Source organism: Arthrobacter sp. SPG23, assembly GCF_000876655.1.
Classification (GTDB): Bacteria; Actinomycetota; Actinomycetes; order Actinomycetales; family Micrococcaceae; genus Arthrobacter.
Genome location: NZ_JYCN01000021.1, coordinates 23,854 through 45,171 on the forward strand (window position 1 = coordinate 23,854; position 21,318 = coordinate 45,171).

Consider the following 21,318-nt stretch of genomic DNA (forward strand, 5'->3'; position numbering starts at 1 on the left):
CCGCGGAAATCAGGCGACGGCGTCGTCCGAGATATGGAGGGTGGACCCGTTACGGCCCTTGACCACCTGGAGCTGGGTGCTGATGCGTTGCTTCATCTCCGGTACGTGGCTCACCAGGCCCACCACGCGGCCGCCGTCCCGGAGACCTTCGAGGGCATCCATCACCTGTTCCAGCGCCTGCTCGTCGAGGCTGCCGAAGCCCTCGTCCACGAAGAGTGTCTCGATGTCGACGCCGCCGGACTCCTGCTGCACGACGTCCGCGAGGCCCAGTGCCAGGGCCAGCGAGGCCATGAACGATTCGCCGCCGGACAGCGTCGCGGTGTCCCTGCGGTGCCCGGTCCACTGGTCAACGACTTCCAGGCCGAGACCGGATTTGGCACCCCGGGCGGCCTTGGCGTCCGTATGCTGCAGGGTGTACCGTCCGTCGCTCATGCCGACCAGCCGCTCCGAGGCGGCGATGGCCACCTGCTCGAGCCTGGCCGCGAGCACGTAGCTGTTCAGGCTCATGCGGTAGGTGTTGTCACCGGCGCCGCGGGCGGCTTCGGCCACCGCGGTGAGCAGTGCGGCGCGTTCCCGGGGACCTTGGCCTGACGCCGCGAGCCGGGCATAATCCGCTGCGATCCGGCGAAGGGTCAGGACGGACTTGTCCGCGAGCCCCGCGGCCACCACCGCCTGCCTGGCGGTGCGTTCAGCGGCGGCATCCTCCGTTCGGAGCTGTTCCAGCACCCCGGCTTCCACCGGGCCGTCCTCCTCAAGCTCGCGCGCGGCGAGGGTCAGTTCCTCGCTGGCGAAAAGTTCCCCGACACGGGCTTCTTCGTCCTGGCCGGACCGGATAGCGGCTTCGAACATGGCTTCGTCCGGGGCCGGGAGCAGGACGGACCTGGCTGCCGCGGCCGATTCGAACCCGGACCCCGGAAGGGCCTGGTCCAGCTGCTGTCGGGCATCCCTGGTCCGCAGCCCCGCCTGTTCGAGGGCGGTCCGCGCAGCATCTGTTCTTTCCAGGAGCGCCGTGGATTCGATGAGGGAGATCAGCCGGTCGCCGAGGGTCGGGTAGCCCGCACGCAGTTTGCCCAGCGCGCCTTCCAAGTCATCCGCCTGGTCAACGACTTCCCCAAGGGTGGATTCCGTCTTTGCCACGCCGGATTCGGCGGCTGCCTGCGCTGATTCGGCAGTTGAGATGAGTTCCTCCAGGTCCGCCTGGCGCTCACGGCTGGCAGCGAGCTCCGCGGCCGCGCCGGCTGCCTCGTCCGCGCGTCCCTTCGCCAGGGCAGCATCCGCACGGGCTTCTTCCGGCGGGAGGTCGCCGCCCTGGGCCGCCAGTACGGCGACCTGCTGCCGGGATTCGGCCAGTTCCTTGTCCAGGGCTGCCAGCACCGCTTCCGCAGCTTCGCAGGCTTCCTGGGCCGCATGTTCTGCTTCAGCAACAGCCAACGCAGCAGTGGCCGACGGCGCCGGAGAAGGATGGTCAGGGCTGCCGCAGACCGGGCAGGGCTCGTCATGGCGAAGCTGGGAGGCAAGCTCCGCGGCAGCGTTGGCGAGCCGCTCTTCCCGCAGGTCCAGCCACCGCTGGCGGTGGTTCTGGTGGTCGTCCCGGGCAACGCGGTGCCTGTCGGCAACGCCGGAACCGACCCGGACGGCTGCGGCGTAACGGCCGACGACGGAGACGAGTTCCTCCGCGGCTGCGGCCTCTTTGATCCGCAGCTGGGCTTCGGAAGCGAGTTCCTCGAGGGGCTTCATGCCCGCGAGAAGCCCGGCATACTCTGCGCGCAGGGCATCAAGGGCGGCAGCACCCGCACGCCTACCCTCACGCAACTGCTCGAGGTTCTTCCGGAGCTCAGCGCTGCGTGCCACCATCGCCGACAGCCTGGCCTCGTCCGGCAGGCGTTCCTCGAGCACGGCGCGGAGGGAGCGCAGCCGGCTGAGCTCGCTCCGCACGATCGCAGCGTCGAAGAACTGTTCGCCTGCGATGCCGCTGCCCGTGCGGCCGTTGGCGGACAGGGCAGCGAGCTCGGAATCAACAAGGACTGCAGCGTGCAATTCGTTGGCCGCCGTCGCCATGGCCCGGGCTGCCCGCTCCTCGGCGTCCACGGCCCTGTCCACGGCCTGCAATTGGCCGCCGAGCACCTCGGCCTTGCGGTGCAGGCCAAGCTTCCGGGCCTTCTCCCGGAGTTCAGGCGCAGCGGCGTCCGCAGCCGCTCTCCGGCGTTCCGCTGCCGCGAGCTTTGCCTGCCGGTCAGCACGCGCCGCAGCGGACTCGAGGCGGTGTGCGGCCTCGGCGCGAGCTGCTGCCGCCTGGTCCGCTTCGGCCTGCAGTGCGCCAGCCTTGGCCGCGGCGGTGTCCTGCAGCCAATCCAGAAGAAGATCGGAGTCCTCGGGCCGTGGCTGGGCGTCCGGCAGTTCCTGGTCCGGCGTCACTTCGGACCCGGCCTGCGCCAGCAGGAGGTCCAGCTGGTTATTGAGGCTGGCCACCTGCGTCCGGGCATCCGCGGCCCGCCGGGCGAGTTCCTGTTCAACGGCTTCAAAGCGCTGGGTGCCGAAGAGGCTTTGGAGCAGTTCCAGCCGGTCGGCGGGCTTCGAGCGGAGGAAGGCAGCGAAGCCTCCCTGCGGCAGCATCACTACCCGGGTGAACTGCTCCCGGTCCATGCCCAGCACTGAGCTGATTTCCGCCCCGGCTTCATCGTTCCGGCCGGATTTTTCGATCCACTGCCCGTCAACGCGCTCCCGCAGCAGGGTGTTGGCCTTCTGCTCGGTAAATCCGTTCCTGCCCCTGGCGCTGGGCCGGTTCCACGCGGGCATCCTGGAGACTTCAAAGTGCCGCCCTTTGGCGGAGAACTCACAGGTGACGCGGGGTTCGGCGGAGGCGTCGGCGTGGTCGCTTCGGAGTCGTTTGCCCTCCTGGCGTGCCCCCGGCACAGAGCCGTACAGGGCGAAGCAGATGGCGTCCAGCACGCTGGTCTTCCCGGCGCCGGTTGCCCCGTTCAGCAGGAAGAGTCCATGCGCGCTGAGCCGGTCAAAGTCGATGTGCTCCGTGCCGGCAAAGGGGCCGAACGCGGAAATCTCGAGCCGGTGGATCCTCATTGTGACACCTCTTCCAGGCGTACGGCTTCAAGGGCATCCGCCAGGACAGCCGCTTCGGCGTCATCGGTGCTGCGGCCGCGGACGTGCTCCAGGAAGCCGCAGCAGATGGACAGATCATCGTCCGCCGCAGCGAGCCTGGTGCTGTAAGTCGTGGTGGCGTCTGCCGTGGCGCCCTCGGGCTGGAAACCGAGCACCAGGGTGTCCGGAAAGCGGGCGCGCAGTTTGTCCATGGCCTGGGCGGGGCGCTGGGAGTCAGTCAGGGTGATCTGGCAATAAGCCGTCTCGGCCCACGCATGCTCCCCGGCCGAGAGGAGGTGGTCCAGCGTGCCGCGCAGCACGGCGAGCGCCCGAGGCGCCTCCCACTGCACTTCGCGGACAGCCGTAATGCCGGTGGCGTCCGCTTCGATCAGCCAGCCGCCCTTCCGGTGCTTCGCCTCGGAGAACGAGTAGGCAAGGGGTGATCCCGAGTAGCGCACGGTCCGTGACAGCGACTGCCTGCCGTGCAGGTGGCCCAGCGCGGTGTAGCCGAAGCCGTCGAAGAGGTCCAGCGGAACGGCACCGACTCCGCCAATGCTCAGGTCCCGTTCGCTATCCGAGCTGATCCCGCCGCTGGCGAATGTATGGGCCAGCACCACTGAATGAACCGCCCCGGCCTTGGCCCGCGCGGTCACATCGGCCCGGATCTTTTCCGTGGCAGCCCGCGTCACTTCGAAGTGGCTGGCGGCTTCAACGCCCAATTGCTCGGCAACCAGCCTGGGCTCGAGCCACGGAATGCCGTAGATGGCCAGCACCGGACCGTCCGCTGCGGCGTCCAGCGGGAACAGCACCGGCACGTCCAGTTCGGTGAGCCGCGTACGCAGGTGCACTCCCCCGCGTTCCAGCAGCTTTGAGGCAAACCCGAGGCGGATGGCTGAATCGTGGTTTCCGCTGGTGAGAACCACCTGCGCTCCCGCGTCCGTCAGCCGCACCAGGGCGTCGTCCAGCAGGCGGACCACGTCAACGCCGGGCAGGGCGCGATCGTAGACATCACCGGCGATCAGGACTACGTCCACGTTCTCGTCGCCGACGAATTCGACCAGCTGGTCGATGAAGCCCTGCTGGGCGTCCAGCATGCCGACGCCGTGGAACGACCTGCCCAGGTGCCAGTCGGAAGTGTGCAATAACCGCATGTTCTTAAGCTATCCGCGGGTACCGACAGTTTTGCGGTACAGACACGGCATGGCCGCGCAACTACTGTCCGCGCTTGCCGTCAAAGAAGTCGCGGGCGTCATCATCAGCCGGGTTGCCGGCAGTCCCCGTGACGGAGCCGCGGCCTGCATGACCTACGAGATTGTTGTCGATGTCCTCGTCGTCGGGCTCGTGCGCAGCGTCGTCGAGATCAGCGTCGTCGGCTGCGCCGTGTCCGCCTGCCGGAACAGCAGCCGGGGTCTCGGCGAACCCGCGGAACACGAGTCCCGCGATGGCGGCGCCCACCAGCGGCGCCACCCAGAAGAGCCACAGCTGTTCCAGGGACCAGGAGTTGCTGAAGATGGCCGACGCAGTGGCGCGCGCCGGGTTGAACGGCGTGTTGCCCACGGCCTGGCCCAGCTGCAGCAGGACGGCAAGCGTGAGTCCAACGGCGAAGGGCGCGGCAGCTTTGCTGGTGTTGCGTGCAGCAGTGGTGCCCAGGAAGACGGCCACCAGGATTGCTGTGCCAAGTACCTCGACGAGGAGGACTCCTGCCAGGGGCGCCTGGATGATGGAATGCTCGCCAAAGCCGGCCGTTACGGTGTCAAAGGCTGCGCGGGTGTCTTCGATTTTGGGGACCGTCCGCAGGATCCCGAACAGTGCCAAAGTACCGGCGACAGCCCCGACAAGCTGCGCTCCGAGATACGCGGCAGCCTCCGGCAGCCTGATGCGGCCGGCAATGGCGTTGCCCAGGGTCACCGCCGGGTTGAAGTGGCCGCCGGAGATGTAGGCGAATGCGAGCATGGCGGCGGTGACGGCAAGGCCGGCGGCCAGTGAGGCGGACAACGGGTTGGACTGGGGAATCGTGAACAGCGGCACTCCCAGCCCGGCGATCACCAGGAACAGGGTTCCAAAGGCCTCCGCTGACAAACGTGCCACAAGCCCGGGTTTGGAAGCCTCCGGAGCGGCGTGCAAGTCGGGACTTGGGGTCGGGCGTGCAGGCACGGGGGAGGTCATGTTTTTGGAAATCCTTTGCTTCGTTGCCCGCCCGGTGATTCCGGCGGGCGTGCGGACGGCGGTGCGCCCGGCAATGTACTGTCCGACGTATTCTGCCAACTGAGTCTGGACGCTTGCTGGATTCGAGCTTAGCCCGCGGCACGCCGTCGCAGCGACCGGGGGCCGGCGCCCGGCGACTCCACAGCCCTGCCCGGGGTAAATTTACAGTCATGAGCACTGAACCTTCCCGCCCGCCGGCACCGACGCCCCAGTCCCGGATCCATGGCTGCCTGCTGGGCGGCGCTTTGGGCGATTCCCTCGGCTACGCCGTGGAATTCGATGATATTTCCACCATCCGGAGCCGCTTCGGCCCCGCGGGCCTTCAGGATTTTTCAGCGCTCGACGCCGGCAGCCACTTTTCGGACGACACCCAAATGACGCTGTACACAGTCGACGGCCTCGTGGAGGCGCTGGAGTGGGCCAACGCCGGCACGGCCGCCGATGCCAACGCGTGTGTGTGGCTGGCCTACCTGCGCTGGCTGGCGACGCAAGGGGTGCCGGTCCCGGCGTCGGCTCCGGTTCCGCAACCGCGGTGGATTGACGGCCAGGCGGCCCTGAAGCACCGGCGTGCGCCGGGAAATGCCTGCCTCAGCGGCCTGGCCACAGGTGAAATGGGAACCGTGTACCGTCCGGTCAATCCCGAGTCGAAGGGCTGCGGAACGGTGATGCGCTCTGCGCCGTTCGGCCTCATTCCGCATATTCCTGCCGATGCGGTGTACAAGCTGAGCACTGACGCGGCTTCATTGACCCACGGCCACCGTTCAGCGCGGCAGAGCGCAGGAACATTCAGCCTCCTGATCCACGCGCTTGTGAGTGGCCAAAGTCTCCCCGAAGCGGCCCAATATGCCTTCGCCCATGCACGCGGCCGGGACGACGCCGAGCCGGCGCTCATCGACCGGCTGGAGCGGGCCTTTCAGCTCGCGGACGTCTCCGGACCGGCGGCGGGTGCCCGCCTCGGTCCCGAAGAACTGGTCCGTGAACTCGGGGAGGGCTGGGTGGCAGAGGAAGCCCTCGCCGTCGCGCTTTACGCGGTGCTGGCCACAGCACCGGCACGGGATATGGCTGGCGACGCCGCGCCGGAAACCGCCGGCATCGACCCCCAGTCGCACTTCCGCGAAGCCATTGTGCTGGCCGTGAACCACAGCGGGGACAGCGACTCCACCGCTTCCATTGCCGGAAACATCCTGGGAGCGCTTTACGGCGAGGAAGGCATTCCCGCGGAGTGGCTGGAGTTCCTGGAAGCACCGGAGATTATCCGGGGCATGGCCGGTCAACTGGTCAAGGTTACGATCGCCTGAGGGTGATGTTGTTGCACGCCTCGCAGACGTCCTCCGGAATGAGTCCGCGGCGCTGAAGGAAGCCGAAGATCGCGCAGCCCAGGCAGAACCCTGCGAACGCCTCCAGCGAGGCTGCGAGGACCAGGACCGTGAGGAGCGTCCAGGCGGCGGGTGCGAGCCCTGCCGCGAGCAGCAGCGCCGCAGCAGTCGACATGGCCGCACCGATGCCCTGCGCGAAGCGCTTGGGCGGCCCGGGGACAAGCTTCGACCGGCCCAGGCGCGGCGCCAGCACCTTGACGGAGAGCTGGGCCAACGGCGAAATCCGGGGGCCGAACAGCACGCGCAGCCAGAAGCCGCCGGCGATGACTGCCACTCCCCAGTCCCAGCCCGTCAAGAGCGTGACGGCGGCCAGCACCACGACCAGGGCCGCCGTGATCCTGGCGGCATACTCGTTGACGGGGTTGGGGAATTCGAACACCTTGCCCCAGTCCACCCCGGCGCGCCGGTTTACCGCCGCAGTGGCAGCGCCGGTGGCGGGAGCGGCATCAGCCGCGGTGACAGTGGTGGAATCGGTGACCAGCAGTTTGCCCATGCTGCAAGGCTAGGAGGCCGCCGGCAGCACCGGAAGGATTGTTGCGCCATGTGACCGTCCTGCCCACCCGGGGACGGCCGGGGAACCGGCGCTAGATCAGGGCCGCGGCTGCGGGCACCTGCCCGCCCACCATCTGCAGGAACTCCCCTTCGGACAGCACCTCGATGCGCTGGCCGCGCTCGTGGAGTTCCAGGACCCGCCGGGCCTTGCCCGTCAGGCGGCCGGAGCGGAGGTCCGAAGCCACGAAGCCGTCGCCGACCACCAGCACCGTGGTCCGGCCGGTCACCCGGCTCTCGGGCTGGGCGCCGAACTCCGCGGACAGGACCTTGGCTTCGGGCCGGAGCATGGCCAGCTCGCCCGTGAAAACCACAGTCTGCCCGAACAGCGGATGCCCGGGTTCGGCGTCGGGACTGGGAGCGGGGTTGGCCCCTTCCTCGGGCCAGCCCGGCTTGAACGGCCTCGCCGCAGCGGTTCCGGTGCCGCCGACCGCGCCCAAGGCCGTCAGGGTCGCCTTCGACAGGCCGTCGCGCGCGGGATCAAACGCCGGCTGGTGCGGCAGCGAGAGTCCCAGGGACATGTAGAGCTCGGCGATGCTGCCGGCGCCGTTCCGCTGCGCAATGTCGATCAGGATTCCGGCGCACGCCCTGGCATCCTCAGCCGCGTCGTGGTGGTTGACCAGCGGGACACCGGCTTCCTCGGCAGCGTAGGGCAGCGAATTGGAGACCAAGGAGTAGCACCGGCGCGACAGCATCACCGTGCACACGTAGTCGTAGGCGGGACCCGGCAGCCCGGACACTTCCAGCCCGGACCGGATCACGCCCAGGTCGAAGGCGGCGTTGTGCGCGGCCAGGACGTCACCGCCAACGAATGCGCCGATCTCGGGGAAGAGCTCTCCGAAGCGCGGCAGGCCGGCCACGTCCTCGGGCCGGATGCCGTGGATCCGCACGTTGTGATAGTCGAACCGGTCGTGGTTTTCGGGCGGGCGCATCAGCCAGGAGGCTTCCTCCACCACTACGCCGCCGCGGACCTTGCTCAGGCCAACGGCGCACGGCGAACCGCGGAAGCCGTTGGCTGTCTCGAAGTCGATCGCCGTAAAGTCCAAACCCACGGCTCAACTTTACCGCCGGCCGGCCCGAGCCCCGGCACCGTGGGCCCGCCTGTCGCGGGTGTCGGTGGTCACGCAACGGCCGTGCGGGACGGGCCCGGTACCGGCGGTCCAGTAACCTTGAGTGGTGAACCTACATGCGATGAGTGACTTTGCCGTGTCCACCCTGGGTGGTGCGGGACCGGTGCAGCCGCACCTGGCCTCGTTCCTTCCCGACTGGCTCAACCCCCAGATCTTCCTGGCCGACCCGGCACTTGCACCCTGGGTTGTGCTGCTGGTCTGCGGCATCATATTCGCGGAGACGGGTCTGCTGATCGGCTTCTTCCTCCCCGGCGACTCCATGCTGTTCACGGCAGGCCTCCTCGTCGCCACGGACACCATCAAGTTCAACATCTGGCTGTTCTCCGCCCTGATCATCGTTGCGGCAATCATCGGCAACCAGACCGGCTACCTCATCGGCTCCAAAGCCGGCCCCGCCATCTTCAACAAGCCGGACTCCAAGCTGTTCAAGCGTGAAAACGTCGAAAGCGCACACGCCTTCTTCGAAAAGCACGGCGGCAAGGCGCTGATCCTGGCCCGCTTCGTTCCCATCATCCGCACCTTCGTTCCGGTCATCGTCGGCGTCGCGCAGATGAGCAAGCGCAAGTTCTTCCTCTTTAACGTCATCGGCGCCGTGCTCTGGGGCGGCGGCGTCACGCTGCTCGGCTACCTGCTGGGCGACCGGGTGCCGTGGGTCCGCGACAACCTGGACATCATCTTCATCGTGATCGTGCTGCTCTCCGTCATTCCCATCGGCATAGAGGTACTCCGTGGCCTCTCCGCCAAGCGCCAGGCCGCTCACTTCGGCACGGACGCCGTGGACGAGTTCATCGAGGAGCACGAACCGGAAGAAGAACGCAAGACGAACATGTAGCTGCGGCTGACGAACCCGGCCCTGAATATGGCTGAAGGCGCCCCCGTGCGGGGGCGCCTTCAGTTTTGTCCGGGCAGCTAGGCCTGGTTCCGCAGGCTATGTTCCGCCAGCGCCTCCACGATGGACGGCAACAGCGCCCTGAACGCCTGGCCCCGGTGGCTGATGGCGTTCTTTTCCTCCGGGCTCAACTCTGCGCAGCTGCGGTCAAGGCCGCTCGGCTGGAGCACCGGGTCATAGCCAAAACCTCCCTCGCCCCGCGGCTCGCGCAGCAGCGATCCTTCGAGCTGGCCGTACTCCACCACTTCACGGCCGCCGTCCGTTGCGTGGCCCGGCACGGCGAGCGCCGCGGCGCAGACGAAGGCAGCGCCGCGGTACTCATCCGGAACATCGGCCAGTTGCGCCAGCAGAAGCTGCAGGTTGGCGGCGTCGTCGCCGTGCCGGCCGCTCCACCGTGCTGAAAAGATTCCCGGTGCGCCGCCAAGGACATCAACCGAGAGGCCCGAATCGTCGGCAATGGCCACCAGACCGGTAGCCTCCGCCACTGCCCGGGCCTTCAACAGTGAGTTCTCTGCAAACGTCACGCCCGTTTCTGCGACATCCGGCGCGCCGACGGCGCCGGCGTCCACCACCTGGGTGTCGACGTCGAGCCCTGGCACCTGTCCGCGCAGCAGCTCCCGCAGTTCCCGGAGCTTGCCCTTGTTGTGCGTTGCCAGGACCAGCACGGGAGCCGAAGCATCGGGGCCGGGAACGCAGTCCCGGCCGGTGGTGTAGTTCATGTCGAACCCGTCGGGCTGGGTCACGGGGCTTCCGCCAGGGTTTCGCGCTGGATGGCCGCGAGCTGCTCGGTGCCCAGCAGGGCCAGGTCCAGCAGCTGGTTCAGCTCGTCGCGGTCGAAGGGGGCGCCTTCGGCTGTGCCCTGCACCTCCACGAACTTGCCGGATCCGGTGACCACAACGTTCATGTCGGTCTCGGCGCGGACGTCCTCGACGTAGGGCAGGTCCAGCATGGGAACACCGTCGATGATGCCTACGGACACGGCAGCGATCGTGTCGATCAGGGGCTGCGCGTTCTTGGAGATGATCTTGTTTTCACGGGCGAAGCGGATGGCTTCCGCCAGTGCCACGTAGGCTCCGGTGATGGCCGCGGTGCGGGTGCCGCCGTCGGCCTGCAGGACATCGCAGTCCAGCACGATCGTGTTCTCGCCGAGGGCCTTGGTGTCGATGATGGAACGGAGCGAACGGCCGATCAGCCGGGAGATCTCGTGCGTGCGGCCGCCGATCTTGCCCTTCACGGACTCACGCGCGGAACGGGTGTTGGTGGCGCGGGGCAGCATGGCGTATTCGGCCGTGACCCAGCCGCGGCCCTCCCCCTTGAGCCAGCGCGGCACGCCTTCGGTCAGGGAAGCCGTGCACAGCACCCGGGTGTTGCCGAATTCGATCAGGGCCGAACCTTCGGCCTGCTTGGACCAGCCGCGGGTGATGCTGATCGGGCGGAGCTGATCAGGGGTACGGCCGTCGGCTCGAATGACGGGGGTGGCAATTGCTTCAGAAGTCATGCCTTTAGCTTATCGACCCGCCCCGGCCTGCCCGGACCACACCAAACCGGACCGTGCGGCCGGCACCTCAGATGGTGTAGTGCACGCCCGCGACGGCCACAGCAACGTGCTGGCCGAAGACCTTCTTGGCCTCCGCCATTACGGTTGTCTGCGAAGTCCATACCGGAATGTGGGTCAGCAGCAACCGGCGGGCACCGGCGGCCACAGCGGCCTCGCCGGCGCGCTTGCCGGTCAGGTGGACGTCCTTGATGTCGTCGTCGCGGCCTTCCTCGAAGGCTGCCTCGCACAGGAACAGGTCGGCGTCCTTGGCGGCTTCCTCGAGCCCGGAGCACGAGTCAGTATCGCCCGAGTACGTGAGGACGCGGGTGACGGGGACGCCGTCCGCGGACGGTTCGGTGACTTCCACGCGGAGGGCATAGGCCTCCTCCACGGGGTGGTTCACTGCGAACGGCGTCACGGTGTACGGCCCGACGGTGACGGACTGCCGTTCCGTCCAGTTGGTGAAGTCGAATTCCTCATGCATGCCCGGGTCCAGTTCCAAACCGTAGGCCGTGGCCATCCGGTCAGCCGTGGCAGCAGGTCCCCAGACCGGTATCCGGTCACGGCCCCAGCCGCCCGGCTTCCAGCGCACAGCCACGTGAAGCCCGCACAGGTCCATGCAGTGGTCCGGATGGAGGTGGGTGAGGAAGATCGCGTCGATGTCCTCCAGGTCCGTGTACCGCTGGATGGCGCCCAGCGCCCCGCTGCCAAGGTCCATGACGATCTTCCAGGTCCGCTCGCCGTCGTGGGCAGTCAGCAGGTAGCACGACGCCGGGGAGCCCGGTCCGGGGAATGACCCGGTGCAGCCAACAATGGTCAATTTCACCGGCGGGACCCCCCGGCCGCGGATCCGCCGACGAAGTTGGAAATCCGTGGCCGGGAAGCGCCGGCCTGCGCGGCCGCGATCATTTCCGGCGTAATTTTCGCCAGGCTGCCCGTGGGGTACTGCGCGGCGACGTGATCCACGTGCCGCACGCTGAGCACCTCGGGCCCCAGGAAACGCCTGGCCAGGGTTTCGAACTGGCCTGCTTCACCGGTGGCAATGAAGTGGTGCTCGGGCGGTGCTTCGAGGGTCCGCTGCAGGTCGTGCGAGACGAGCGCCCGGTACACGTCCTTGGCGGTTTCCTCGGCGCTGGATACGAGGGTGACGTCCTCGCCCATGACATAGGAGATCACGCCAGTAAGCAGCGGATAGTGCGTGCAGCCAAGCACGACGGTGTCCACGCCTGCGGCGCGCAGCGGCTCCAGGTACTCCCGGGCCACGGCCAGGAGTTCCGGCCCGGTCGTGATGCCGGCCTCTACGTAGCTGACGAACGCAGGGCAGGCCACGGAGGTGATGTGCAGGTCGGGCGCCGCGGCGAAGGTGTCCTCGTAAGCGCGGGAGCCTATGGTGGCGGAGGTGCCGATGACGCCCACCCGGCCGCTCCGGGTGGCGGCCACCGCCCGCCGCACGGCAGGCTGTATGACCTCGATGACGGGGATCCCGTAGCGGGCCGTGTACCGTTCACGCGCGTCCCGCAACACGGCGGCGGAGGCCGAGTTGCAGGCGATGGTCAGCAGCTTGACGCCGGAGTCCACCAGCTCATCCATGACGCCGAGGGCGTTGGCGCGGACCTCGGCGATGGGCAGGGGGCCATAGGGGCCGTTGGCCGTATCCCCCACGTACAGGATCGATTCGTTGGGCAGCTGGTCGATGATGGACCGCGCCACGGTCAGTCCTCCGACGCCGGAGTCGAAGATGCCGATGGGCCGCGAGCCCATGGGGCTGTCGTCCGGGCTGCTCGCTGGGGAATCCGCCACAGCTGCCGCTGCCGGATCCATACTCGATGCTGAAGTCATGATTATTCGAGGATAGGGCTTCCCTGATGGTGCGGCCATTACATTGTGTCGCCCGACTCATGTCGGATGGGTCACACTTGGCCGGCCAGCCGGCCAGCCGGCCGCACCGGGCCGGTACGGTCAGCCGCGGGGCTCCATGGACTGCAGCATGGCCTGCACCAGCGATTCCTGCAGCCAGGTGGTGAAGTTGTACACCAGTGCCAGGTAGCTTTCCACGTCTTCAGCCTGGGACCAGTCCTGCATGGTGTGGACATGTTCGGCATCAGCATCGTCCCGGATGTCGAGCCGCTCGGCGAGGACAAGCCGGACGTCGTTGAGCGCCTGGGACCAGTGCCTGGCATCGGCGGGAGAGAGAACCAGCTCGTTGGTATCCAGTCCCAGGGCGGCTGCCCGCAAGGCGCCGATCTTGTTTTCCCGCAGTGAGCGTTCGGTGAGCTGCCGGAACTCCAGGGAGGCTGCGTCGTCGTTCTTTGTCACGTTGGGCAGGAGCCGGCGCAGGGCGCGGTCCGACGGTTCCCGGACATTCATGTCCAGCCCAATCAGGGCGGTCAGCGGATCTTCGCTGGCGCTTTCGGCCGGCTGGAGCATGGAGATGACGTCGTCGATCAGGCTGCGCAGCAGTTCCCGTTCCGCCGGTTCCAGGTAACCGGTAATGCCTTTGATCCCGTATTTGAATGCCTTAGCCACGTTTGCCTTTGCCCTTGCCGGATCCGCCGTCTTTTCCGCCGCCGGCGGCCTTCTCCACCGTGGCCCACAGGCCGAAGCCATGCATGGCGACGGCGTGCTGCTCCACCTGCTCCTTGCTGCCGTGCGCCACGATGGAGCGTCCCTTCTTGTGGACTTCCATCATGAGCTTGTTGGCTTTGGGTTCCGAATAGCCGAAGTAGCTTTGGAAGACGTAGCTCACGTAGCTCATCAGGTTGACGGGATCGTTCCAGATCACCAGGTTCCAGGGAATGTCCGGAGCCGTGAGGGCGTCGGTGGACGTCACAGTTCCGGTCTGGGTGCTCTCCCGGGTGTCAGGGCCGAGCGCAACGCTTAGGGTCATCTGTCCATTCTAGGGCGATGCGCACTAGAGTGAATTCGTGAGTACCTCTGCTGGCTGGGACCATCCCCGCACGTCCTTGTACACCGACCATTACGAGCTGACCATGCTCCAGGCGGCGCTGCACTCCGGTGCCGCGCACCGGAAGTCGGTGTTTGAGGCGTTCGCCCGCAGGCTTCCCGACGGCCGCCGCTACGGGATCGTGGCCGGCACGGGCCGGCTGCTGGAGGGCATCGCGGATTTCCGGTTCGGCGGTCCCGAGCTGGATTTCCTCCGGAACACCCACGTGGTCAACGACGAAACCCTGGACTACCTGGCCGGGTTCCGGTTCACCGGGGACATCTGGGGCTATGCCGAGGGCGAGGCCTATTTCCCCAACTCCCCCATCCTGATTGTGGAGTCCACGTTCGCGGAGGCCTGCATCCTGGAGACCTACATTCTTTCCGTGCTCAACCACGACAGCGCGATCGCCTCCGCGGCGTCCCGGATGATCACCGCGGCAGGCAACCGGCCGTGCATTGAAATGGGCTCCCGGCGGACCCAGGAGGAGTCCGCGGCCGCGGCAGCCCGCGCAGCCGTCATCGCCGGCTTCGACAGCACCTCCAACCTCGAGGCCGGGCGGCGATACGGCATCAAGACGGTGGGCACCGCCGCCCACTCCTTCACCCTCCTGCACGACACTGAACGGGAAGCCTTTGAGGCGCAGATCGCCTCGCTCGGCAGCGGAACCTCGCTGCTGGTGGACACGTACGACGTCGAAGCAGCCGTCCGCACGGCCGTTGACCTTGCGGGTCCGAAGCTGGGGGCCGTCAGGCTGGACTCCGGCGACCTCGTCGCCCAGGCCCAGTGGGTCCGGCAGCTGCTGGACGAACTCGGCAACGAGAACACCAAGATCGTAGTCACCTCGGACCTGGATGAATACGCCATCGCCGCATTGCAGTCGGCGCCGGTTGACTCCTACGGGGTGGGCACATCGCTGGTCACCGGCTCCGGCGCCCCCACCGCGAGCATGGTGTACAAACTGGTCAGCCGCACGGACGGGTCCGGGGACTTCGTGTCCGTGGCCAAAGCCGCCAAGAACAAGACGAGCAAGGGCGGCAGGAAGTACGCACTGCGCCGGCTGAATGAACGGGGCGTCGCCACCCACGAGATCGTGGGAGTAGGCCACCGGCCCGAAGACGACGGCAACGACCGCCAGTTACTGCAGCAGTTCATCAAGAACGGCGAGCTCCTCCCCGGCTGGACCGGACCCGAGGGCGTTTTCCGCGCCCGCCAGCGCCACATGGACTCGATGGCGGAACTGCCGGCCGTCGTCAACCGCCTGCAGCGCGGCGAAGCGGCCATTCCCACCGTCTACGAGGAGAACTGATGTCACGCGCCCTGATCATTGTTGATGTGCAGAACGACTTCTGCGAGGGCGGTACCCTGGCCGTCAAAGGCGGGGCCGACGTCGCCGGCGCCATCAGCGAGTACGTGGACGCCCATCACGGCCAGTTCGACCACATCGTGGCTACGCAGGACTGGCACATCGAGCCCGGCGCCCACTTCTCGGAGACTCCCGACTTCATTGACAGCTGGCCTCCGCACTGCGTTGCCGGCACCCCCGGCGCGGAGCTGCATCCGGACCTGGACACGGAGTACATCCAGGCCTATTTCCGGAAGGGCCAGTTCACCGCCGCCTACTCCGGCTTCGAAGGCATCCTGGCCCCCGAGGACGAGGTGCCTACGGGTGACCGGAAGCCCGGGGCCCTGACGGTGCCCGACGACGACGAGGCGCCCACCGCCGGTTCATTCGCCGACGACGACGCGATCGGACTGGATGACTGGCTGCAGAGCCATGACGTGGAGGACGTTGTTGTCGTGGGCATCGCCACCGATTACTGCGTCATGGCCACGGCCCTGGATGCCGTCCAGGCCGGTTATTCCGTGACGGTGGTCCGGAACCTGACGGCCGGGATCGCCGCCGATCTTGACGACGCCTACGCCGAGATGGAACTCGGCGGCGTGGACCTCGCCTGAACCGGCACTACTTCCGGCCGATAAACCAGTCCTGAAGCTTCCTCAGCCTGGCCTGCAGCTGTTCCTCGTTGGCTTGCGCCACCGGCGGGCCGCCGCACACGGTACGGAGCTTGGTGTGCACCACACCGTGCGGAGTTCCGGTCCGCGCGGACCACGCAGCCACGTTCTTGGCCAGTTCGTTGCGCAGGTCCATCAGCATCCGGTGGTCCGGCACGGTGGGCGCCGGGGCACTCTCGGGAGCCCTCAGCTTCTTGCGGCTCTGCTGCTCGTGCTGGCGTTGGCGCAGCAGCGTTCCCACTTGCTCGGCGTCCAGCAGTCCCGGAATCCCCAGGAAGTCCAGTTCATCGTCGGATCCGATGTCGCCGCCGGTGCCGAACTCGCCGCCGTCGAACAGCACGCGGTCGAATGATGCCTGCGAGTCCAGCGCCTCGAACTTGCCCTTGGTGAGGCTGTCGGAAGCCTTGTCCTCCCGGTTCGCCTCGTCCATGAGCGAGTCTTCCGGGTTGAACAGGCCGTCCGGGTCCTCTTTCTCCGGCCGGTCCAGGGCGTGGTCGCGCTCAGCTTCCATGGAGTTCGCCAGCGCAGTCAGCTGGGGCACTGACGGAAGGAACACGGAGGCGGTTTCGCCGCGCTTGCGGGCGCGCACAAAACGGCCCACGGCCTGGGCGAAGAACAGCGGCGTGGACGTCGAGGTGGCATAGACGCCCACCGAAAGCCTAGGCACGTCAACGCCTTCGGACACCATGCGGACGGCCACCATCCAGCGTTTCTCGCTGGCGGTGAATTCCTCGATCTTGCTGGATGCCTTGGCGTCATCGGAAAGGATCACTGTGGGAGATTCTCCGGTGATCTTCTTCAGCTGGCCGGCATAGGCGCGGGCGGTGTCGTGGTCTGTGGCGATCACCAGGCCGCCGGCGTCCGGCACGGTGCGGCGGACCTCGCTCAGGCGCTTGTCCGCCCCGGCCAGGACAGCCGGGATCCATTCGCCGGCCGGGTTAAGGGCTGTCCGCCAGGCGTGCGCAATGATGTCCTTGGTGACTGCCGACTCGCCCAGGGAAGCCGCCATCTCCTCACCGCCGCTAGTACGCCAGCGCATCTGTCCCGAGTACGCCATGAACATCACCGGGCGGACCACATGGTCGCGGAGGGCGTTGCCGTAACCGTACGTGTAGTCGGCCTTGGAGCGGCGGATGCCGTCCCGGTCCTCGGCGTACTCCACGAACGGAATGGGCGACGTGTCGGAGCGGAAGGGGGTTCCGGTCAGCGACAGCCGCCGCACGGCCGGGTCAAAAGCCTCGCGGAGGCCGTCACCCCACGAGAGGGCTTCGCCGCCGTGGTGGATCTCGTCGAGGATCACCAATGTCCGCGCCGCTTCCGTCTTCGCGCGGTGCAGCATGGGCTTGCTGGCCACCTGGGCATAGGTCACCGCCACGCCGATGAAGCCGCGGCCGTGCTGCCCGTCGGAGTTCTTGAAGTTGGGGTCGATCGCAATGCCGACCCGTGCCGCCGCGTCAGCCCACTGGCGTTTGAGGTGGTCGGTGGGCGCCACGATGGTCACCCGGTTCACGGTGCCGGCCTCGATCAGCATCGATGCCACGCGCAGGGCGAACGTGGTCTTGCCTGCCCCTGGCGTTGCCACCGCCAGGAAGTCCCTGGGGCCGGTGGCGAAATAGCGGTCGAGCGCTTCCTGCTGCCACGCACGGAGCTTCGGCGCGGTCCCCCACGCTGCCCGCTCGGGGTATGCCGGTGGCAGCGTTGGCCCGCCAAAGAGTGTCTCCGTCACGCAGAGCCCTCAATTCCCCGCATTGCGGCAGCCGTGAGCGAAAGACACATAAACATAAACACCAATCTGTTCCGGAGGAGCCGCACTGGTCCGGTCATCAAAATCATCGTGGGCACGGGACGCGCGCAGCAGCGGTCAGCGCCCCGTGGTTGAACTGCCCGCCTCAGCGGGCCGGTCACCCCAATCAGCAGGGTGACCGGTAAACGGCGCTATTTACCGGAGTCGCCGTCGGAACCTTTGCCGCCGTCGGACCCCGGACGCAGGCCTTCGTAGACCTCTTTGCACTCGGGGCACACGGGGAACTTCTGGGGATCGCGGCCCGGGGTCCAGACTTTTCCGCACAGTGCGATGACCGGCTCGCCCGTCATGGCTGATTCCATGATCTTCTCTTTGCGCACGTAGTGGGCGAACCGTTCCCGGTCACCGGGTTCCACTTCCTGGCGCAGTTCCTCGCGCTCGATAGTGGCTGTGGACGTTCCTGCTCCGGAAAGCTCACGCATCGGGTCGTTTTCGAGGGGGTCCGTCATGCTAGTCATGGCATCCATCTTAGCCGGTGGGCAGGACAAAAAACCGGACCAAACCCGGACCTCCGGCCTACAGGCCCTGCCAGGCGGGTTTGTTGTCATAGGTGTGGCGGTAGTAGTCCGCCAGCCGCAGGGATGACGCGGCGGCCTCATCCACCAGCACCGTGACATGAGGGTGCATCTGCAGCACGGACGCGGCGCAGATGGCGGCCACCGGACCTTCCACCAGGTCCCGGACAGCCTGCGCCTTCTGGGCACCGGTGGCGATCAGGACAACGTGGCGGGCTTCCATGATGGTGCCCAGCCCCTGGGTGATCACATGGTGGGGAACATCATGGATGTTTTTGAAGAACCGGGCGTTGTCCCGGCGTGTCTGCTCAATGAGGCTCTTGATCCGGGTCCTTGACGCCAGTGAGGAGCCGGGCTCATTGAATCCGATGTGGCCGTCGGTGCCTACGCCCAGCAACTGGAGGTCCACCCCTCCGGCGGCCGTGATGGCGTCCTCGTAGGCTTGGCAGGCCGAGGGGATGTCCGCCGCTGAGCCGTCGGGACTGTGCACGTTCTCGGGAGCGATGTTCACCCGGTCCGTGAACTCGCGGCGGATGACCTCGCGGTAGGACTGGGGATGCCCGTGCTCCAGGCCCACGTACTCGTCGAGGGCAAACCCCTGTGCCCGGCTGAAGTCGAGCCCGGCCTGCTCATGCCGGCGGGCGAGTTCGTCATAGACCGGCAGCGGCGAAGACCCGGTTGCCAGGCCGAGCACCGCGTCCGGTTTCCGGCGCAGCAGCGCCTCGATGGCATCCGCGGCGAGCGCCCCGATCTGTTTGCTCCCCGGAAGAATAACCACTTCCATGGCCTACCGCCTTTCGCGTCCTGTAGTACCCATCATGCCCCCCTGGGGCCTAGCGGTTGACTGAGAGCTGGGCCAGGAGTTCAGGACCGCGGGCGTCGAGCCACTTCCCGCCCAGGCGGACCCCTATGGCAAAGAGCAGCAGGCCCAGGGCCGGGCCCAGCACCAGGTTGATCCATCCGGGCACCATGCTGCCCGTGACGGACTGTGCGACCACCAGTGCAGCCTCCGGCAGCACCAGCACCAGCAACACGCCCATCCCGCCGAACTGGACCGCCATGGTCTGGGCGACATTGCCCGGCGGCTTCTTGAACGGACTGTCGCCCGGGAGCGGCACCGCCACCGTGTACCGTGCCGAGATGACCGATGCCAGGCCCAGCCCGGTGAACAGGACGCCCAGGGACAGTCCGAGCAGTGCCGGCAGCCATTCCCACTCCCCCGTGACGAAGAACGGGCCGACACTGAAGACCAGCACGATGGGGAAGGCGAACGACAGGCAGGCGAGGGCCCGCCCCAGCCTGTCCTGGATGCCGCGGACACCGCTGGCCAGATGCAGGGCGAAGGCAGTGTTGTCATAGGACACATCGGCGGAAATCGACCACGCCAGCAGGAACGCCGCCAGCGGACCGATGACCGCCAGTACCCCGTAGTCCCCCGTCTGGCTCGCCTGGAAGAACAGCAGGACGGGCAGCAACGGAATGACCACCAAGGATCCCGAGTACCGGGGATCCCTGATCCAGTACGTGAGGGCCCTGGCCGTAATGGCGCCGGTGGGCGTGGCCGGCAGCACCCCGAAGAGGCCCATCCGTCCGGCACGCTTCCTGCCGCCCGCAGTGAACGGCGGCGTGACCAGGGCATGCTCAAGGAGCATCTTCCAGCACCAGGCCAAGCCGGCCAGCGAAGCCGTTGCGATCAGGAGCTTCAGCACGGCCGGTCCGTACTGACCCGCCGCGGTGTCTGCGCCGATCGACCATGCGGCACCGGCCGGTGTCCACGCCAGGATCCCGGCGAGCTCTGTCAGGAACCCTGCGGAGCCCGCGGCGCCCTGTGCCACGAACGCCACGATCGGGCCCATCAGCATCAGCGGCACCATAAAGGCGAGCGCACTGACGTCCTTGAACCGCCGGGAGGACGCCAGGCCGGCGGTCGCCGTCGTCACCACCTTGGACAGGACAATGCACATCAGCACGCCCAGGCCGGCACCCGCAACGGCCGCCGCAGCAGCAGGCGCTCCCCTGCTCCAGGTGACCACCGTGGCCAGCGCAACGAGGGTGGTGGCGATGCCGGGGATGCCGATCAGTCCACCGAGGGCAAGCCCGGTGAGCAACTGGGGCGTGGGGACCGCCGCGGTGGTGAAGCGGGCCGGGTCCAGGGTCATGTCCGCAGAGGAGGCAATGACGGGCACTGTTCCCCAGCCCAGGAGCGCCGCGGAACCGCCCAGCACCACCACGGTCCGGGCAAGCTCCAGGTCTGCTGTCCGGAGCAGCACCAGTGCCACGCAGAAGAAACCGGCGATACCGAGGGCGTAAAGTCCTCCGATGATGAGCCCCAGCAGCTGCCAGGGGCTGCGCCGGAGGCTGTTGCGCAGGAGTGTCCATTTGAGCCTTAGAAGGTGCGCAACCATTCCAGGCCCTCCGTCCGGCTTCGGCCGCCCACCAGCTGGACGAAGCGGTCCTCCAGCGAGGCTCCGGCCCTGACTTCCTCCACCGTGCCGGCCGCCAGCAGTCTGCCCCCGGCAACCACGGCCACGTGGTCACACATCCGCTGCACCAGGTCCATGACGTGGCTCGAGACGATCACGGTCCCGCCCGATTCGACGTAGCGGTCCAGGATGTCCCGGATATTTGCCGCGGAAACCGGGTCCACCGATTCAAAGGGTTCATCCAGCACCAGCAGCCTGGGGGCGTGGATGAGGGCGGAGGCCAGTGCGATCTTCTTGGTCATGCCGGCGGAATAGTCCACCACCAGGGTTCCGGCGTCGGCGCTGAGATCCAGCGCGGCGAGGAGTTCCGCCACCCTGGCGGACACCACGTCCTTGTCCATCCCCCGCAGCAGGCCCGCGTAGCTCACCAGCTGTTCACCCGTCAGCCGGTCGAACAGCCGCACGCCGTCGGTCAGGATGCCCATGAGCTTCGTGGCTTCCAGGGGCCGGGCCCAGACATCGACGCCGTGCACCAGCGCCGTCCCGAAGTCCGGGCGGAGCAGTCCCGTCGCCATGGATAGCGTAGTGGTCTTTCCGGCGCCGTTGGGACCCACAATCCCGTAGAAGGACCCAGCGGGCACATCCAGGCTGATCCCGTCCACCGCGATCTTGCCGCCGAAGCGTTTTGCCAGGCCGCGGATGGCCAGGGCCGGAACAGGGTGCGGCCGGGGGCCGGCGGGTGGACGTATCCCGGGTTGCGGTTCAGTCATGGTGCCAGCGTAGCCTCCCGGGCGGGCGGGGAGGGTCGTCCCAAAGGGTGACTTCCGCAGCGAC

At 67.4% G+C, this 21,318-nt stretch carries 20 protein-coding genes; 4 read left to right on the plus strand and 16 right to left on the minus strand.

What is annotated here, in order from left to right; all coding sequences use genetic code 11:
• Window positions 1-9 precede the first annotated feature (9 nt).
• From TV39_RS13380 to TV39_RS13390, 3 genes are all read right to left on the minus strand, one after another.
• Window positions 10-3,078, minus strand: a complete 3,069-nt coding sequence (locus tag TV39_RS13380) for an AAA family ATPase (RefSeq protein WP_043482530.1) — start codon at window positions 3,076-3,078, stop codon at window positions 10-12.
• Window positions 3,075-4,247, minus strand: a complete 1,173-nt coding sequence (locus TV39_RS13385) for an exonuclease SbcCD subunit D (RefSeq protein WP_043482534.1) — start codon at window positions 4,245-4,247, stop codon at window positions 3,075-3,077. The genes TV39_RS13380 and TV39_RS13385 overlap by 4 nt, the downstream gene beginning before the upstream one ends.
• A 61-nt stretch (window positions 4,248-4,308) precedes the next feature.
• Window positions 4,309-5,262, minus strand: a complete 954-nt coding sequence (locus tag TV39_RS13390; protein WP_043482674.1) for an MIP/aquaporin family protein — start codon at window positions 5,260-5,262, stop codon at window positions 4,309-4,311.
• 209 nt (window positions 5,263-5,471) lie between these two features.
• On the opposite strand from TV39_RS13390, the gene TV39_RS13395 reads away from it, so the two are divergent.
• On the plus strand, window positions 5,472-6,599 hold the full coding sequence (locus TV39_RS13395; protein WP_043482535.1) for an ADP-ribosylglycohydrolase family protein: 1,128 nt from the start codon (window positions 5,472-5,474) through the stop codon (window positions 6,597-6,599).
• Here TV39_RS13395 and TV39_RS13400 read toward each other — a convergent pair.
• On the minus strand, window positions 6,586-7,170 hold the full coding sequence (locus TV39_RS13400; RefSeq protein WP_235347386.1) for a DUF4395 domain-containing protein: 585 nt from the start codon (window positions 7,168-7,170) through the stop codon (window positions 6,586-6,588). The genes TV39_RS13395 and TV39_RS13400 overlap by 14 nt on opposite strands.
• A 91-nt stretch (window positions 7,171-7,261) precedes the next feature.
• Window positions 7,262-8,278, minus strand: a complete 1,017-nt coding sequence (locus TV39_RS13405; RefSeq protein ID WP_043482536.1) for an exonuclease domain-containing protein — start codon at window positions 8,276-8,278, stop codon at window positions 7,262-7,264.
• Between the two features lie 139 nt (window positions 8,279-8,417).
• Here TV39_RS13405 and TV39_RS13410 point away from each other — a divergent pair, with 139 nt between their 5' ends.
• Window positions 8,418-9,188: a VTT domain-containing protein gene (locus TV39_RS13410; RefSeq protein WP_043482537.1), complete on the plus strand. Its 771-nt coding sequence runs from the start codon at window positions 8,418-8,420 to the stop codon at window positions 9,186-9,188.
• A 77-nt stretch (window positions 9,189-9,265) separates the two neighbouring features.
• Here TV39_RS13410 and rdgB read toward each other — a convergent pair whose 3' ends face one another.
• From rdgB to clpS, 6 genes are all read right to left on the minus strand, one after another.
• Complete coding sequence (rdgB, locus tag TV39_RS13415) at window positions 9,266-9,964, minus strand: RdgB/HAM1 family non-canonical purine NTP pyrophosphatase (RefSeq protein WP_043482676.1); 699 nt, start codon at window positions 9,962-9,964, stop codon at window positions 9,266-9,268.
• Between the two features lie 20 nt (window positions 9,965-9,984).
• Window positions 9,985-10,743 (minus strand): ribonuclease PH, encoded by a 759-nt coding sequence (gene rph / locus TV39_RS13420; protein ID WP_011692422.1) that lies wholly within the window; start codon window positions 10,741-10,743, stop codon window positions 9,985-9,987.
• Between the two features lie 67 nt (window positions 10,744-10,810).
• Entirely contained in the window at window positions 10,811-11,608 is a 798-nt protein-coding gene (locus TV39_RS13425) for an MBL fold metallo-hydrolase (RefSeq protein WP_043482538.1), read from the minus strand.
• Complete coding sequence (gene murI / locus TV39_RS13430; protein ID WP_235347387.1) at window positions 11,605-12,621, minus strand: glutamate racemase; 1,017 nt, start codon at window positions 12,619-12,621, stop codon at window positions 11,605-11,607. Before murI ends, TV39_RS13425 begins: the two co-directional genes overlap by 4 nt.
• A gap of 120 nt (window positions 12,622-12,741) precedes the next feature.
• Window positions 12,742-13,308, minus strand: a complete 567-nt coding sequence (locus TV39_RS13435) for a DUF2017 domain-containing protein (protein WP_043482540.1) — start codon at window positions 13,306-13,308, stop codon at window positions 12,742-12,744.
• The gene (gene clpS, locus TV39_RS13440) at window positions 13,301-13,669 is read right to left on the minus strand and encodes an ATP-dependent Clp protease adapter ClpS (RefSeq protein WP_011692426.1); all 369 of its coding nucleotides are present in this window, start codon (window positions 13,667-13,669) and stop codon (window positions 13,301-13,303) included. The genes TV39_RS13435 and clpS overlap by 8 nt, the downstream gene beginning before the upstream one ends.
• Window positions 13,670-13,706: 37 nt before the next feature.
• Between clpS and TV39_RS13445 the strand changes: the two genes are divergently transcribed.
• Both TV39_RS13445 and TV39_RS13450 read left to right on the plus strand, forming a co-directional pair.
• Window positions 13,707-15,035 (plus strand): nicotinate phosphoribosyltransferase, encoded by a 1,329-nt coding sequence (locus TV39_RS13445; protein WP_235347388.1) that lies wholly within the window; start codon window positions 13,707-13,709, stop codon window positions 15,033-15,035.
• On the plus strand, window positions 15,035-15,685 hold the full coding sequence (locus TV39_RS13450; protein ID WP_043482542.1) for an isochorismatase family protein: 651 nt from the start codon (window positions 15,035-15,037) through the stop codon (window positions 15,683-15,685). The genes TV39_RS13445 and TV39_RS13450 overlap by 1 nt, the downstream gene beginning before the upstream one ends.
• 7 nt (window positions 15,686-15,692) lie before the next feature.
• On the opposite strand, the gene TV39_RS13455 is transcribed toward TV39_RS13450, so the two are convergent.
• The 5 genes from TV39_RS13455 to TV39_RS13475 all read right to left on the minus strand — a co-directional run bounded on the left by TV39_RS13455 (window position 15,693) and on the right by TV39_RS13475 (window position 21,254).
• A complete protein-coding gene (locus TV39_RS13455) occupies window positions 15,693-17,468 on the minus strand; it encodes a DEAD/DEAH box helicase (protein WP_043482543.1) in 1,776 nt (591 codons plus the stop codon).
• A gap of 209 nt (window positions 17,469-17,677) precedes the next feature.
• Entirely contained in the window at window positions 17,678-18,013 is a 336-nt protein-coding gene (locus tag TV39_RS13460; protein WP_043482544.1) for a DUF3039 domain-containing protein, read from the minus strand.
• A gap of 49 nt (window positions 18,014-18,062) precedes the next feature.
• Window positions 18,063-18,845 (minus strand): glucosamine-6-phosphate deaminase, encoded by a 783-nt coding sequence (gene nagB / locus TV39_RS13465; protein WP_043482545.1) that lies wholly within the window; start codon window positions 18,843-18,845, stop codon window positions 18,063-18,065.
• 49 nt (window positions 18,846-18,894) lie between these two features.
• Window positions 18,895-20,466, minus strand: a complete 1,572-nt coding sequence (locus TV39_RS13470; RefSeq protein ID WP_043482546.1) for a hypothetical protein — start codon at window positions 20,464-20,466, stop codon at window positions 18,895-18,897.
• On the minus strand, window positions 20,448-21,254 hold the full coding sequence (locus TV39_RS13475) for an ABC transporter ATP-binding protein (protein ID WP_043482547.1): 807 nt from the start codon (window positions 21,252-21,254) through the stop codon (window positions 20,448-20,450). The genes TV39_RS13470 and TV39_RS13475 overlap by 19 nt, the downstream gene beginning before the upstream one ends.
• Window positions 21,255-21,318: the final 64 nt, after the last annotated feature.